This is a genomic window from Streptomyces sp. NPDC050448 (genome assembly GCF_040655295.1).
Lineage (GTDB): Bacteria > Actinomycetota > Actinomycetes > Streptomycetales > Streptomycetaceae > Streptomyces.
Genome location: NZ_JBFAJR010000034.1, coordinates 1 through 13,493, shown reverse-complemented (window position 1 = coordinate 13,493; position 13,493 = coordinate 1). Strand labels below are relative to the sequence as shown.

14 protein-coding genes are annotated in these 13,493 nt (G+C 70.3%); 9 read left to right on the top strand and 5 right to left on the bottom strand.

The genetic code is table 11. The features are described from left to right. The first annotated feature begins 69 nt into the window (after positions 1 to 69). The gene (locus tag AB0I68_RS30230; protein ID WP_363180534.1) at positions 70 to 684 is read left to right on the top strand and encodes a PadR family transcriptional regulator; all 615 of its coding nucleotides are present in this window, start codon (positions 70 to 72) and stop codon (positions 682 to 684) included. A 247-nt stretch (positions 685 to 931) separates the two neighbouring features. Here the strand turns inward: AB0I68_RS30230 and AB0I68_RS30225 are convergent, their stop codons facing one another. Then, on the bottom strand, positions 932 to 1,288 hold the full coding sequence (locus tag AB0I68_RS30225) for a hypothetical protein (RefSeq protein ID WP_363180533.1): 357 nt from the start codon (positions 1,286 to 1,288) through the stop codon (positions 932 to 934). 297 nt (positions 1,289 to 1,585) lie between these two features. Here AB0I68_RS30225 and AB0I68_RS30220 point away from each other — a divergent pair, with 297 nt between their 5' ends. Next, positions 1,586 to 2,557: a sigma-70 family RNA polymerase sigma factor gene (locus AB0I68_RS30220; RefSeq protein ID WP_363180532.1), complete on the top strand. Its 972-nt coding sequence runs from the start codon at positions 1,586 to 1,588 to the stop codon at positions 2,555 to 2,557. Between the two features lie 56 nt (positions 2,558 to 2,613). Then, on the top strand, positions 2,614 to 3,171 hold the full coding sequence (locus AB0I68_RS30215) for a dihydrofolate reductase family protein (RefSeq protein WP_363180531.1): 558 nt from the start codon (positions 2,614 to 2,616) through the stop codon (positions 3,169 to 3,171). Positions 3,172 to 3,255: 84 nt separating this feature from the next. Here AB0I68_RS30215 and AB0I68_RS30210 read toward each other — a convergent pair whose 3' ends face one another. Both AB0I68_RS30210 and AB0I68_RS30205 read right to left on the bottom strand, forming a co-directional pair. After that, entirely contained in the window at positions 3,256 to 4,089 is an 834-nt protein-coding gene (locus AB0I68_RS30210; protein ID WP_363180530.1) for an aminoglycoside phosphotransferase family protein, read from the bottom strand. Positions 4,090 to 4,250: 161 nt separating this feature from the next. Then, the gene (locus AB0I68_RS30205) at positions 4,251 to 4,922 is read right to left on the bottom strand and encodes a DUF4097 family beta strand repeat-containing protein (protein ID WP_363180529.1); all 672 of its coding nucleotides are present in this window, start codon (positions 4,920 to 4,922) and stop codon (positions 4,251 to 4,253) included. 473 nt (positions 4,923 to 5,395) lie between these two features. Between AB0I68_RS30205 and AB0I68_RS30200 the strand changes: the two genes are divergently transcribed. Together AB0I68_RS30200 and AB0I68_RS30195 are read left to right on the top strand one after the other, a co-directional pair. Further along, positions 5,396 to 5,692 carry a hypothetical protein gene (locus AB0I68_RS30200; protein WP_363180528.1) on the top strand — a complete coding sequence of 99 codons (297 nt, stop codon included), beginning with the start codon at positions 5,396 to 5,398 and terminating at the stop codon, positions 5,690 to 5,692. Beyond that, positions 5,607 to 6,389, top strand: a complete 783-nt coding sequence (locus tag AB0I68_RS30195; protein ID WP_363180527.1) for a DUF899 family protein — start codon at positions 5,607 to 5,609, stop codon at positions 6,387 to 6,389. Before AB0I68_RS30200 ends, AB0I68_RS30195 begins: the two co-directional genes overlap by 86 nt. Positions 6,390 to 6,600: 211 nt before the next feature. Here the strand turns inward: AB0I68_RS30195 and AB0I68_RS30190 are convergent, their stop codons facing one another. Then, positions 6,601 to 7,794, bottom strand: a complete 1,194-nt coding sequence (locus AB0I68_RS30190; protein WP_363180525.1) for an FAD-dependent oxidoreductase — start codon at positions 7,792 to 7,794, stop codon at positions 6,601 to 6,603. An 85-nt stretch (positions 7,795 to 7,879) separates the two neighbouring features. Continuing rightward, a complete protein-coding gene (locus AB0I68_RS30185; RefSeq protein ID WP_363180592.1) occupies positions 7,880 to 8,842 on the bottom strand; it encodes an RNA polymerase sigma-70 factor in 963 nt (320 codons plus the stop codon). Positions 8,843 to 9,111: 269 nt separating this feature from the next. On the opposite strand from AB0I68_RS30185, the gene AB0I68_RS30180 reads away from it, so the two are divergent. From AB0I68_RS30180 to AB0I68_RS30165, 4 genes are all read left to right on the top strand, one after another. Beyond that, entirely contained in the window at positions 9,112 to 9,498 is a 387-nt protein-coding gene (locus AB0I68_RS30180; protein ID WP_363180524.1) for a VOC family protein, read from the top strand. Positions 9,499 to 9,858: 360 nt separating this feature from the next. After that, positions 9,859 to 10,599 (top strand): class I SAM-dependent methyltransferase, encoded by a 741-nt coding sequence (locus AB0I68_RS30175; protein WP_363180523.1) that lies wholly within the window; start codon positions 9,859 to 9,861, stop codon positions 10,597 to 10,599. Positions 10,600 to 10,695: 96 nt separating this feature from the next. Further along, on the top strand, positions 10,696 to 12,069 hold the full coding sequence (locus AB0I68_RS30170; protein WP_363180522.1) for an FAD-dependent oxidoreductase: 1,374 nt from the start codon (positions 10,696 to 10,698) through the stop codon (positions 12,067 to 12,069). Between the two features lie 196 nt (positions 12,070 to 12,265). Further along, complete coding sequence (locus AB0I68_RS30165; RefSeq protein ID WP_363180520.1) at positions 12,266 to 13,378, top strand: ABC transporter substrate-binding protein; 1,113 nt, start codon at positions 12,266 to 12,268, stop codon at positions 13,376 to 13,378. Positions 13,379 to 13,493: the final 115 nt, after the last annotated feature.

Sequence of the window (13,493 nt, the reverse complement as noted above, 5' to 3'; positions counted from 1 at the left end):
TGACGATTTGATAGTTTCACTGAAACTAGTATCTCGTCAACTAGTTATTCCGGGGCTAAAATCGACTCCATGACCACATCCGCTCCCCGCAGCTCCCCCCTCGCCCTGACCGTCCTGGCTCTGCTGCACTACAAGCCGCTGCACCCGTACGGCATCCAGCGGCTGGTCAAGGACTGGGGCAAGGAGCAGGTCGTCAACGTCAGGCAGCGTGCGAGCCTCTACCGCACGATCGAGAGACTCAACGGCGACGGGCTGATCGCGGTCCGCGAGACCGGGCGCGATCAGCAGTACCCCGAGCGGACCGTGTACGAAGTCACCGACGCGGGGCGTGAGATCGCCCGCGCCTGGCTGGAGGAGATGCTCTCCGCGCCCAAGCAGGAGTTCCCGGAGTTCCCGGCCGCTCTCTCGAATCTGCTGCTGCTCACGCCCGAAGAGATGGGGGACGTACTGCAGCTGCGGGCCGACGCCCTCGCGGAGCAGCTCGACGGACTGGAAGCGGCCATGGCCGCAGAGGCGGAGCGGGGGCTGCCGCGCATCACCCGCCTGGAGACCGAGTACCTGCGGGCGGTGACGGCCGCGGAGCTGGAGTGGGTGCGCACGGTGGTCGAAGACCTGCGAGCCGGCCGGCTCTCGTCGTCGAAGGAGCAGCTGGACGCCCTCGCGGCGGGGCCGGTGCAACAGTGAGCCCGCCTCCGACGCGTCCGGGGACGGCCTGAAGCGTTGCGCTCTCGCGGGGTCAAACCCCAGCCGTTTGTCCCGTCGAATTGAGCTCGTCTGTGGATCTTGCGCTGAGCTGCGGGGTTGCCAGGTCGGATGAGAACTCCCGGCTCGGGATTCTCGGTGCATCTGGCTTCTGCGGAATCCCGCGTGAGTTGCGAGCCGACCGCCCCAGGTCACAAACGGAGCCAGCCCTCGATGAAGGGCTCCAGCTTCAAGTGCGCAGCGAGCGTTGAGCGGTGGCCAGAGTTACCTCGATGTCGTCGCTCCAGGAGCAGACCTCCAGCCACGACAAGTAGCCGCCCTGCGCGAAGACCAGCACTTCGCCGGGGCACTCTCCGTCTTCCGTGAAGATCTGGACTTCGGCCGCCACCACAGTGCCCGGCCCGGACGGCGCCGGCTCCACCGCTTCTGTATCGAGATCGAAGTACGCGGTGCCGCACCCACACGTGCAGCGTTCTCGCACACGGATGTGCGACACCTGCTGGCGAAGTGCGAGGTGGACCGGATCATCCTCACCGAGAACGGCCTCCAGCACGAGGGCCACATCAGCGGGCAGTGTCTCCGTCACGTCGTCACCGTATTCCCTGCCCAGATGCGTCCATTGTGCGGCCCCAGTTGCTGGTAGTGCCGGGCCAGCCAAGGTTCGACGATACGAACCGCCAGCGGTCAACCGCGACGCAGTGAGAATGTGGCAGCTCGGATGAGACCGAGTGAGACTCCGCCAGCTGCACTGCGACAGGACACCGTTCGTCTCACTTCTGTGTCATTTGGGCCAGGCAAGGGACATCGCCTGTGAGAAAAGGACACAGAAAACGCGAACCTACGGTAGCCCCCCTCTGGGGCGCGCCGCCCGCGCCACCCGGCCGTGCGGCGGCCCCGCGTCAGCCATGATGGGTCCGTGGACTTCGAGCCGTACCGAGGCGAGTTGGTGGCGTACTGCTACCGGATGCTGGGGTCGTTCCACGAGGCCGAGGACCTGGTGCAGGAGACGATGCTGCGCGCGTGGAAGGCCCGCGACCGGTACGACAGCACGCGCGCGTCCGTACGGACCTGGCTGTACCGGATCGCGACCAACGTGTGCCTGACCGCGCTGGAGGGGCGTGCGCGGCGGCCATTGCCGTCCGGGCTGGGCACGCCGAGCGACGATCCCGGGGCGCCGCTCACGCCGGTGTTCGACATCCCCTGGCTGCAGCCGTTCCCCGACGCGCGGTTCGACACGGGGGTGCGGGCCGATCTGCGGCTCGCGCTGGTGGCGGCGATGCAGGTACTCCCACCGCGGCAGCGGGCCGTGCTCGTGCTCCGCGAGGTGCTGGAGTTCAGTGCCGCCGAGGTCGCCGCGCAGCTGGAGACCACGGTCCCGGCCGTCAACAGCACTCTGCAGCGAGCCCGTGCCGCCGTCGCGGACGCAGGCGACGCGGGCGAGGTCACGGAGCCGAGCGATCCCGGGGTGCGCGCGGTGATCCAACGGTACGTAGAGGCATTCGAGACGGCCGACGTCCCTGCGCTCGTGCGGCTCCTCACCGACGAGGCGGTTCTGGAGATGCCGCCGGTGCCGCTGTGGTACCGCGGAAGCCGCGATTACGGGCTGTTCATGGACCGCGTGTTCGAGATGCGCGGGAGGGGCTGGGGCATGAGGCAGCTGACCGCCAACGGGCAGCCCGCGCTCGCCGCGTACGCGCCGGAACCCGGCGGCGGGCACCGGCTGCACACGCTCCAGGTCCTCACGGTCACCGACGGCCGGGTCGCGCACAACGTGGTGTTCGCCGATCCGAGCGTGTTCGAGGCGTTTGACCTGCCCCGGCGGATTTCTTTCGACGAGTTCCGCCAGGCGCGATGAGTCGGGCCGATGCCGCCGGTACGTAAGGGTGAGCATCGACCGAAGGGACACCCATCATGAGCGTCATCGTCATTGAGTTCATCACCCTGGACGGGGTCGTGTCCGACCCGGACGGGTCCGGGGGCACGCCGCTCGGCGGCTGGGCGTTCCGGCACGGCCCCGAGACGGTGGCCGGGGACAAGTTCAGGCTCGGGAGCGCGCTGGACGACGGGGTCATGCTGCTGGGACGTACGACCTGGCAGCTGTTCTCGCGGCTCTGGCCGGGACGCGACGACCCGTTCTCCGCGCGGATGAACGCCGTGCCGAAGCTGGTCGCCTCCCGCAGGCTGACCGACGCATCGGCGTGGGCCAACTCCCGGATCCTCGAAGGTGACCTCGTCGACACGGTCAAGCGCGAACGGCGTGATGTGATCATCACGGGCAGCCTGAGCGTCGTCCACGCGCTGATGGCCGCGGACCTGATCGACGAGTACCGGCTCCTGACCTTCCCCACGGTCCTCGGCGCCGGCGAACGGCTCTTCCCGGCCGGCGCCCCGCCCGTGTACCTGGAGTGCGTGTCCGCCGAGCCGGTCGGCGCCGCCGTGCTGGCGCGGTACCGGAGGGCGGCACGATGACGGTTCGCTTCCTTGCCCTGGACGACACGCCGGCCGGCCCGAGGCGTTCGACCGCACCACCGCGGGCTGCGGCCACAGGGCGGATCAGCCGCCGGCCAAGGTCATGAGGAACCGAGTCTCCGCGTCGCCCCGCCCCGCGCACATTCTGGGGACTGCGATGAGGGCGGCCAGGGCTCGGCACCAACCCAGCACACGCTGGGGGGACTGGCCGGGAACCAGCGCCGCCAGCTTCTCGATCCTCTGCTCCAGCACGGCGAGACCTGTAACTCCTTCAAGCACCCAGTCCACGGCGTCGAAGTCCGGGTCGCCCCACGCGGGCCTCGGATCGATCGCCACCATGCGCGCGCTCGGACCGGACAGCACGTTGGCCGGATGAAGATCACCATGCACAAGGCCCACCGGCCCGCTGGCGGCGAGGTCCAGTGCCGCCGCTCGTCCCCGGCCGAGCACCGCCGAGGCCATCGGAGCGTTCATGCCGGCCGCCGCCACCTTGCGGTCAGTCAAGTCGAACAGGAAGTCGATCCGATGTGAGAGAGGCTGCACTACCGAGTGCTTTCCCGGCACGGGAGGAGAGGTCCGCAGGTTCCGCAGCAGCGCCGCGACCTCGGGCAGATCCCAAGAGAGCTGGCGCACCGGCACTCCTGGTTCCACGTCCTCCAGCAGCAGGGCTCCGGCGGCGAGGTCGTGTGCCAGCAGAGTGACGACCGACGGCGTCTGCGCCCAGGCCCGCAAGGCTTCGGCCTCCTCCCGGGCGATCCCGGGCTCCGGCGTCAGCTTCAGCCACACCGGCGTGCCGGTGTGGCTGAAGCAGCGGAACACCCGCGAGGTGCCTCCGCCATCCGCCGCGACGAGATCCAGATTCCAGCGAGCGGCAAGTTCGCCGACGAGAGCCGGCAACTCGTCACACCAGCCGAGCACCTCGGCTCCGAACCGGACAACGAGCCGGTCCCGGACCTCTGGTACGACGCAGGCCAACTCTCTCAACGCGTCCCCCGCAGGTGGTCGATGCAGTCCTTGCGCATCCTAGGGGCACGGTCCGGACACGCTCCACAACTACAGGGCCAGGGGCGGGTGCTCCTTCAGAGGCTGCGGGCGGTGATGTCGCCGTAGGAGGTGGTCGCGCGGATGTTCAGGCCGGCGGCGGCGCCGTCGGTGTTCCGCAGTGCGTTCTGGATCCGGCCGTGGGCGGTGCCGGCGTCCAGGGAGGCGGAGACTCCGGAGGCGGCGCCGACCTGGATCTCGCCGGCCTCGGTGCGCAGTTCGACGGTGCCGCGCACGGCCTCGGCGATCCGGATGTCGCCCTTCTGGGTGCTGATCTCGGCGGGGCCGCCCAGGCGGCCGACCGAGATGTCGCCGGCGAGGAGGGTGAGGCGGGCGTTCGCGGTCTCCTCGAGCTTGACCGAGCCCTGCGCGCCTTCGAAGGTGACGTCGCCGAGCCGTCCGACGCCGTGGAACTCGGCGCTGGCGGTCTTCGCCTCGATGTGGGAGCCGGCGGGGAGCTGGACGGTGACCTCGAGGGATCCGGTGGCACCGATGATCCGGTTCGTCGCGGATGCGGTTTCGATCCGCAGGACGCCGTCGCCGTATGCGACGGTGGTCTGCTCGGCCGCCTTCACGTCGCGGCTCTTAGAGGCGTCCGCGGGGAGGATCTCGACCGTGGTGTCGGCCCGGTCGGCGGCGATGAACCGGATGTGTCCCGCGGGGATGTCGAGGACGACCGAGACCGGGGTGGTGGTGTCGAACTTCTGCATCGTGCTCTCCTTCGAACCGTTGTTTTCGATGATGGAAACGCTACGTTGCATTCATTGATCTGGCAACAGGATCGTTGCGCTTAATTTCAGTCATTGCAGGTGAGAGGCGTGAAATCGTTGCAATGGTTTGCGATCTAATGCAACAACTCCCATCCCGCGGGTTGCAATGGGCTGAGGGTGAACGCTATGCCCGCGGCGAAGTCGCCAGGACGCCTCCCGCGCATCCGAGGAGCCGTCGGCCGCGCCGGCCGGGGGCGGTCCGGCGGTCCGGCGGACCGGTGCGGGATTGGACCAGGTGCCTGAAATCCGCAGCTCCCCCAGAGCCGTGGAGTCCCGCGGCCCAGACATCACCCAGCGCGATGAATACGATCAATGCGACTTCAGGAGTGAGGCCCGGACACCGGTCCAGGGGCGTGCTCCCCCAGATGCGCGCCAAGCGGCCGCCCGGACGCGGTGACATGCAAGGAGCACGTATGACGCAGGTGACTCAGACGCTGCTGACCGGCGCCCGGACCATGGCCCTCGCCGCGATCGCCGCCACCGCGGCGACCCCGCGCCCCTCGGGGGACACCCAGAACGCGCACGCCCTGCGCATCGTGCACGGTATCGGGACGCGCCCGACGAATTCACGTACGGAGGCTGAACCCGCAGCCCTGCCCGGCACGAGACACCACGGAGGACATCATGACGACCACGCCGGACGACCCGGCCGCCGCGCCGCCCGGCCGCCCGCCCGTGGTCGACCTGGCCACCTGGCAGGCCGCCCGTGACGAGCTGCTGGTCCGCGAGAAGGCCCACACCCGCGAGGGCGACGCCATCGCCGCGGCCCGCCGCCGGCTGCCGATGGTGGAGCTCGACGGGACGGTCGAGGTCGTCGGACCCGACGGCCCGGTCCCGTTCCTGGACCTGTTCCAGGGTCGCGACGAGCTCGTGGTCTGCAAGCACATGTGGTACGACGGCGCGCCGCACCAGGGGCAGTGCGAGGGCTGCACCACCACGGCCTGGCACCTGAAGGACGCCGTCTACCTCAACGCCCGCGGCGTCTCGTTCGCCATCCTGACCACGGGCCGCCCGGACGAGGTGGCCTCCTACGTCGAGTTCATGGGCTACACCCAGCCCTGGTACTCGGTGCGCGACGTGGACGCGCCGGTCGGCGGCAGCATGGGCTACCTCACCTGCTTCCTGCGCGACGGCGACCGCGCCTTCCTCACCTACTCCACGACGGGCCGTGGCAACGAGCCGGTCAACGGGTCCCTCCACCTGCTCGACATGACGCCCTACGGCCGCGGCGAGGCGTGGGAGGACCACCCCGAGGGCTGGCCCGAGGGGCGCAGCCCGTGCTGGTTCTGGCGCTCGGACGCGGACGGGAACGCCACCTGGGGCCCGACCAGCCGCCCCGTGCCGCAGTGGACCCGCCCCGGCGCGACCCCCGTGGACACCCTCGGCAGGCACGGCCACGACCACTGACGTGCCGTCGGCGACGGCTCCGGCAACGGTGTCGGGTGCCGGGCGGACCTCCGGACGATGCGACGGTCCGTCCGGAGGGTGAAGGGCTCCCGGCAGGAGAGGGGCCGTCAGGCTTGCCGGTCCTACCAGGAGTCCGGGCGCGGCGCGGTGCAGGGCGCGGGCAGCGGCGGCTTCGGCCTCCGCTGCGCTGCATTCGGATGCGGCGGCCGCGTCACAGGGTGGCGAGGCGGGGCTCCGCCGCTCCGGCGGTCGCCGGGAGGTGGCGGCGGCGGCTCGGCAGCATCAAAGTCGGGTGGGAGACGCTCCAGGCCGCGACCGCGCAGATGAACTCCTTGATGCGGGCGCCGGTCCGGCCCGTGATGACCGTGGAGGTGACCTGATCGTCGTGGGTCACGCGCTGGAGGATGCCGTCGCGGCGTCCGAGGCTCATGCACTGGGCGGCGTAGCCGATCACGGTCTCGGGAACCCTGCGACCGGTCAGGCGCGCGGCGAGGGCGTCGGCGGCCTGCCACGCCATGGGGGTCGCCGTGGCGCAGGACATCCGCAGCGGCCTGCCGCCCGCTCCTTCGGCGAGCGCGGCGTCGCCGACCGCGTACACATCGGGGTGCGAGACCGAGCGCATGGTGCCGTCGACGACGATCCGGCCGGTGTCGGACACCTCCAGGGTGGTGGCGGCCGCGATCGGGTGCACGGTGAAGCCCGCGGTCCACACGGTCACCTGGGCCGGGATCTCCCCGGCTGCACCGGTGACCACGCCGTCCGCTTCGACGCGCGTGATGTCGGCCCGCTCGTGGACGGTGATGCCGAGCCGGTCGAAGACGCCGCGCAGGTGGCGCCGGGCCTTGTCGCCGAGCCAGTCGCCGAGGCCGCCGCGGGCGGCAATGGCGACCTTGAGGTCCGGGTGTGCCTCGGCGATCTCGGCGGCTGCTTCGATTCCGGTCAGGCCGCCGCCCGCGACCAGCACGGTCCCACCCGGCTCCAACTCCCCGAGGCGCGCCCGCAGCCGCAGCGCGTCCTGCTTCCCGGCGACGTGGTGGGCGTACTCGGCGACACCGGGGACGCCGTGGTCGTCGACGGTGCTCCCCAGGGCGTACACGAGGGTGTCGTAGCCGAGGGTCTCGGCGCCGTGCTCGCTGGTGAGATCGACGGTCTTGCGGTCCGCATCGACCGCGGTGACCCACGCCGGCCGGACCCGCACGCCGGTGCCCGCGTACACATCGCGCAGCGGGCGGCGCGGCAGGTCCTGCCCGCTCGCGAGCTGGTGCAGACGTACCCGCTCGACGAACTCGGGATCGCCGTTGACCAGGGTGATCTCGACGTCGTCGCGGTGCAGCCGCCTGGCGAGGCGACCGGCGGTGACGGCTCCGGCGTACCCGGCTCCGAGGACGACAATGCGGTGCTTCATGGCTGGCTCGCTCCCTATCCGGTGGGACTCACCTCCTGAACCGGACAGCCGCGCAATCCCTGACAGGAAACGGTTGTGACGCGGGTCACCACATCTGTGCGAGGGGGTGATGGGGGCCGGCGGCCGCCCACTGGCGCGTGATGCGTTCCAGTTTGTCGGGGTTGACCTGGATGCGGATCGCCCGGATCGCCCGGATCGCCTCGACGCCGTCGGAGGTCGCATCGAGGCAGATGACGCCGACGATCCGCTCGCCGGCCGAGATCAGCACGGCAGGACCGCCGTTGACAACGGCGGCATGGAGGGCGGCACTGCCACCGACACTGGCTCGCTTGGCGTCGCCCGGCCGGAACAGGCCACGCAGGTACCGCGCGATGCCGAGCGCACCGAGGACCGGGGTCCTGCGGGCCTGAACCCGGGCACCGCCGTCGGCCACGCTGACCGCGTCGTCGGTGAGCAGCCGGATCAGCGGCTCGGTGTCGCCGCTGAGGGCCGCGGCGAGGAATTCCTCGACGACTTTCCGCGCGGCGACCGCATCGACCTCGGTACGGGCCCGGTCGGCGGTGAGGTGCTGCCTGGCGCGCCGGTGGATCTGCTGGCAGTTCCCCTCGGTGAGGTCGAGGATCTCCGCGATCTCGCGGTGCGCGTACCCGAACGCCTCGCGCAGCACGTACACCGCGCGCTCATTGGGCGACAGCCGCTCCATGACGGTGAGCATCGCCATGGAGACCGACTCGCGCTGCTCGGCGGTGTCGGCCGGACCGAGCATCCGGTCTCCGGCCAGGACCGGCTCCGGGAGCCACTGCCCCACGTACGTTTCCCGCCTGACCCGTGCCGAGGCGAGCTGGTTGAGGCAGAGGTTGGTGAGCACCTTCGTCAGCCAGGCCTCGGGCGTCTCGATCCGTTCCCGGTCCGCGGCGTGCCACCGCAGAAACGTGTCCTGCACCGCGTCCTCGGCATCACCGGCCGACCCCAGCAGCCGGTAGGCGATCGCCTCCAAGCGGCCCCTGGAACTCTCGAACAGTTCGGCCTCGAACGTACGCAGCGACATCACGTCATGATCGGCCATGCGCGCAGGCTCCGTCCACCCGCCCCGTGAACGCCTGTTGCTGATCGCGGTACGCGTACGGCACGAACTCCGGCATCCGCGCTGTCTCGATCCAGTGCCTGCGCACGTCACGGGTGGCTGATTCGTGCCATCATCCGCCCACATTGACTCCGGGGGGACAGCGTGTCGGTTCAGGTGCAGACCCGTCGCAAGCGGCTCCTGCTCGGGAGTGCCACCCTTGGCGGACCCGCGACTGACCAGGAGGTCCTGACATGGCCAGCAAGTTCACCGAGCTCGGAATCGACTGTGCCGATCCCAGGGGTCTCGCGCGGTTCTGGTGCGCGGTCCTCGACTACGAAGTGCACGAGGAAGGCGACGGAATTGTCACGATCGGCTCCCCGGCGGTGCCTGACGGCAGGAACCGCCTCGGCCCAGTGCCACCGACGCTGACCTTCGCGCAGGTGCCCGAGGGCAAGACCGTCAAGAACAGGCTCCACCTCGACGTCAATCCAACCGACAGGGAGCAGGCCGAAGAGGTCCGTCGCCTGCTCGACCTGGGTGCTCGACTCGCCGACGTCGGCCAAGGCGATGAGAGCTGGATCGTACTTGCCGACCCGGAGGGGAACGAGTTCTGCGTCCTTGCGAGCCGCCGCCCCTGATCGGAGGCCGCACACCCCGCCGGACCTGCTTGCGGCGGGGTACCGGGCCCCGTCGACGCGGGCTCGACCGGAATCCGGCGGGTTCGCCGATTCCCGCACGGCGCGAGCCGGTCGAATCCGCAGCCGCCGCCCTGCCGACGCGCGAAGAGCGGGCCGAAGAGCGGCCCGAGACCGTCCCACCGTCCGCTCGGACCCGTACGCCCGCCCGTACAGGAGGCCGGGACGACGTCCGGATCTTTGTGGGTTCTGCCAGTACGACGGTCTGCCGGGATGTGGAGAGACTGCCAGCCAGAGCCTCGGCGTGTCCCGAAGGCGGGGGCCGACGCCAAGGACATCACGAAACACGGGGAGGACAGCACGATGAGCGTGCATCAGTACGACGAGATCGGTGAGGCGTACGAGGGCTTCAAGTCACTGCCGCTGGAGCAGTACGCGGTGGTGCCCAGCTTCCTGGGCATGGTCGGGGACGTGAGCGGCAAGTCGGTCCTCGACCTGGCCTCCGGCACCGGCTTCTACAGCAGGGAGTTCAAGCGGCGTGGCGCCGCGGAGGTGCTCGGGGTCGACATCTCCGGTGAAATGGTGTCCGTCGCACAGCAGCTGGAGCAGGGGAACCCGCTGGGCCTGCGCTACGAGGTGGGCGATGTGGCCGAACTCCGGCCCTTCGAGCAGCAGTTCGACATCGGCTTGGCGGTCCAGCTGCTCAACTACGCGCAGGACATCGCCACCACGGAGCGGATGTGCCGCAACGTGCACCGGAGCCTGAAGCCCGGCGCCGAGTTCTTCCTGCTCAACCAGTCGCCCGACTTCCGCTTCGACGGGCCGACCCCGGAGAAGTACGGCTTCCGCAGCGAGCTCACCGGCGGGGAGGTCGAGACCGGGCCGCAGGTCCGGACCACGGCGCTGCTCGACCCGCCGGTCTCGTTCGTCGCGAACCGTCCGCGCCGCGAGGTCTACGAGGAGTCTCTGCGGGCGGCCGGATTCAGCGAGGTGACCTGGGTCCCGCTGACGGTGTCGGAGGCCGGAGTGCGCACGTTCGGCGCGGACTTCTGGGCGGACTTCCACACCAACCCCCCACTGGAAATGCTGCGCTGCCGCGCCTGACGCCCGCCCGGACAACGGCGGCGGTAGGCGATCGCGAGGAGCCCTGGATCGCCAAGCAGTATGATCATTTGGCAACACGACGCGAAGGGGAGCACAGTGGCGCGGGTTGCGGTGATCGGTGGGGGCATCAGCGGGCTGGGGACGGCGCTCATGCTTGGCCGGCGGGGCCACACGGTCACGTTGTTCGAGCAGGACGCGCGGCAGGCCGGAGAGGACCTGAACCGGGACTTCTTCCACTGGGACAGGCCCCGGATACCGCAGGCCGTCCAGCCCCACTCATTCCTCGCGCCCGTGCGCACCGTGCTGCTCACCGAGACCCCCGATGTCTACGCGGACCTGCTGGCACGCGGAGCCAGGGAGTACCACGATTTCGACTGGTTCGGTGAGCATCCGCCGCATCGGGCCGGCGACGAGGACTTGGTGACCCTGCGCACCCGCCGCATCGTGCTGGAGGCCGCCTTGACCGCGGCCGTGCGGCGGGAACGCACCGTTGAGGTGCGGCGAGGCTCCCGGGTGCGCGCCCTCACCATCGAGGAGGGCCGCCCTGCCCGGGTCACCGGCGTGCAGGTGGGTACGGAAACGCACCGGGCGGACCTCGTCGTCGATGCGGCAGGCCGTCGCTCGCCGGTGCCCGCCTGGCTGATCGCGGCCGGCTGCCGCCCGCCCGTGGTCGACAGCCACCGTACCGGGATCGCTTATCTGTGCCGCTGGTACCGCCTGCGTGCCGACGGCCCGCGTGACCCCGGGCGGGTGCAGACCGGCTCGGCCGCGCCGTTCGCGCTCGCCGGCGTCTTCCCTTCCGACAACGACACCTTCGCGGTGCACCTGGTGCTCTCCACGGGTGATCCGACCCGCGGCGCACTCACCGACCCCGCCGTGTTCGAGGCCGCCGCCCGTCGCTTCCCCGCCACCGCCGCCTGGCTCGGCCTGGACCCCGAACCACAGTCAGCCGTCCTGGCGATGGGCGGCCTGGACAACCGCTGGACCGGCTTCGCCGACGACGACGGTCCTGTCGTCACCGGCCTGGTCAACACCGGCGACAGCCTCATCCACACCAACCCCACCTTGGGCCATGGCGTGGCCCTCGGCCTGCGCGCCGCCCAGCACATCGCCACCCATGCCGACCGGATCGCCGCGGACCCCATCGGCTTCCACACCTGGACGGCACAGGCCCTCCGCCCGTGGTTCGACGCGCAGGTGACGGCCGACCGCGCCAACGAGCAACGCCTCGCCGAGAGCTCACCGCCCTCGGACCGGCGGGCCGCCGCCCGGGCCGCCTGCGCCTTTGACGATCCCGTCGTCATGAGGGCCCGGGCCCAGGTACGCCATCTCCTGCGACCGGCCGACGACGCCTACGGCACCGACGAAGTGGACGGGCGCGTCACCGCCTGGCTGGCTGCCCACCCGGACTTCTCGCCCCAGTACGACGGCCCCACCCGAGATCAGTGGGATGCGCTCATCCCGGGCTGAGCGCGGCAAGGCTTCCTGAAGCCCGGCAACTCGGCGAACAGATAATCGGTTGCCTGTTGGCGATGGTGGTGGATGCAATGTCCGGCGTGGTCACCAGGTGCGCCCGCCACGGCGCGATGAACGCGTACCACCGGGCCTTGCCACTCTGCGATCCGGACCCACTGCAACCGACTCGTCACGCGGGAGACGCCGACGCATGAATGCGCCACCATCGCCCCCCGGAGCGCAGCGGACTGACGGACCATCCGTCCGGATCGGCGCTCTCGTTCCGCTGACCCGGCCTGGCTGGGTCGAGGCAGGACGGCACCTGCTCGCTGGACTCGAGCTGGCCGTTCGCGAAGTCAACGAAGCCGGCGGGATCGCCGGAAGGCCACTCGAGCTGGTGGTCCGGGACACCGCGGCCGATCCACAGAGGGCCGCGGCGGCCGTGGACGAATTGGCCCGCCTGGGCGTGGCTGCCTTGGCAGGGGAGTACCACAGCGTCGTCGCTCGCGCCGCTGCCGCCAGGGCCGACGCCCTCGGCCTTCCGTTCCTCTGCTCGTCGGCGGTTCTCGACGCGCTCACCGAACAGCCGACGGAATGGGTCGCGCGCCTCGCCCCGGCGCAGTCCCACGGCTGGCAGATCTACGCAGACTTCCTCCTCGGCGCGGGCCACAGCCGAATCGCCGTAGCAGCCGAACCGAGTGTCTACTGGGCATCCGGGGCCCGCATTCTGCGGGACTACCTCGCTCCGCGCGGCGGCACCGTCATCGAACTCGACATGCGCGCGCTCGCCCCCACGGCCGTCTGCGACGAACTCGTCGACAACCGCGCGACAGCCCTCCTTCTGCTGGTCGGCTTCCCGGAGCCGGCCGTGTCGATCGTCAAGTCCGTGCGCCGCGACCGGCGCCTCGCCGGGATCATGATGGGTGCTCCGGCCGGGCAACCGGAGTTCGCCGAATGGTCGACGCTGCTGGGCGACGACAGTGTCGCGATCCCGTTCTTGCGCTACCTGCCCGAGCGCCTCAGCCCACTCGGTGTGCGCGTCGGGACGGCCCTTCGTGAGCGGCTGGCCGAAGCGCCCTCCTTCGTCGCGTTCGAGGGCTACGACACGGTCGCGGTCCTCGCCGACATGCTGCGTTCTCACGGCTCGGATCGGGCGCGCATCGCCGACTCCTGGCCGCGCGTTGCAGTCGAAGGCACCCGCGGGCAGATCCGGTTCTCCCGCACGCCGGGCATCAGCGTCTGGCAATGGGCTCGGACACCGGTCCAAGTCGTCGATCGAGATCCGGCGGAGCCCGATCGCTTTCGGATCCTTCACACCGGCTGAGCTTGGCGTTTAACGTTGCTGGTCACTCGACCTGCTGAGATCCCCGGGATCTGGGCGTACGTGACGCGGCCGTTCTTCACGCTTCGAGATGTCGAGTAACGAAGTGCGAGAGAAC

Excerpts from the sequence above, each read along its gene's own strand:
- AB0I68_RS30205 (WP_363180529.1), bottom strand. The coding sequence starts at position 4,922 with ATGCAGAAGTTCGACACCACCACCCCGGTCTCGGTCGTCCTCGACATC.
- AB0I68_RS30175 (WP_363180523.1), top strand. The coding sequence starts at position 9,859 with ATGAGCGTGCATCAGTACGACGAGATCGGTGAGGCGTACGAGGGCTTC.
- AB0I68_RS30195 (WP_363180527.1), top strand. The coding sequence starts at position 5,607 with ATGACGACCACGCCGGACGACCCGGCCGCCGCGCCGCCCGGCCGCCCG.
- AB0I68_RS30200 (WP_363180528.1), top strand. The coding sequence starts at position 5,396 with ATGACGCAGGTGACTCAGACGCTGCTGACCGGCGCCCGGACCATGGCC.
- AB0I68_RS30185 (WP_363180592.1), bottom strand. The coding sequence starts at position 8,842 with ATGTCGCTGCGTACGTTCGAGGCCGAACTGTTCGAGAGTTCCAGGGGC.
- AB0I68_RS30190 (WP_363180525.1), bottom strand. The coding sequence starts at position 7,794 with ATGAAGCACCGCATTGTCGTCCTCGGAGCCGGGTACGCCGGAGCCGTC.
- AB0I68_RS30180 (WP_363180524.1), top strand. The coding sequence starts at position 9,112 with ATGGCCAGCAAGTTCACCGAGCTCGGAATCGACTGTGCCGATCCCAGG.
- AB0I68_RS30230 (WP_363180534.1), top strand. The coding sequence starts at position 70 with ATGACCACATCCGCTCCCCGCAGCTCCCCCCTCGCCCTGACCGTCCTG.
- AB0I68_RS30165 (WP_363180520.1), top strand. The coding sequence starts at position 12,266 with ATGAATGCGCCACCATCGCCCCCCGGAGCGCAGCGGACTGACGGACCA.
- AB0I68_RS30215 (WP_363180531.1), top strand. The coding sequence starts at position 2,614 with ATGAGCGTCATCGTCATTGAGTTCATCACCCTGGACGGGGTCGTGTCC.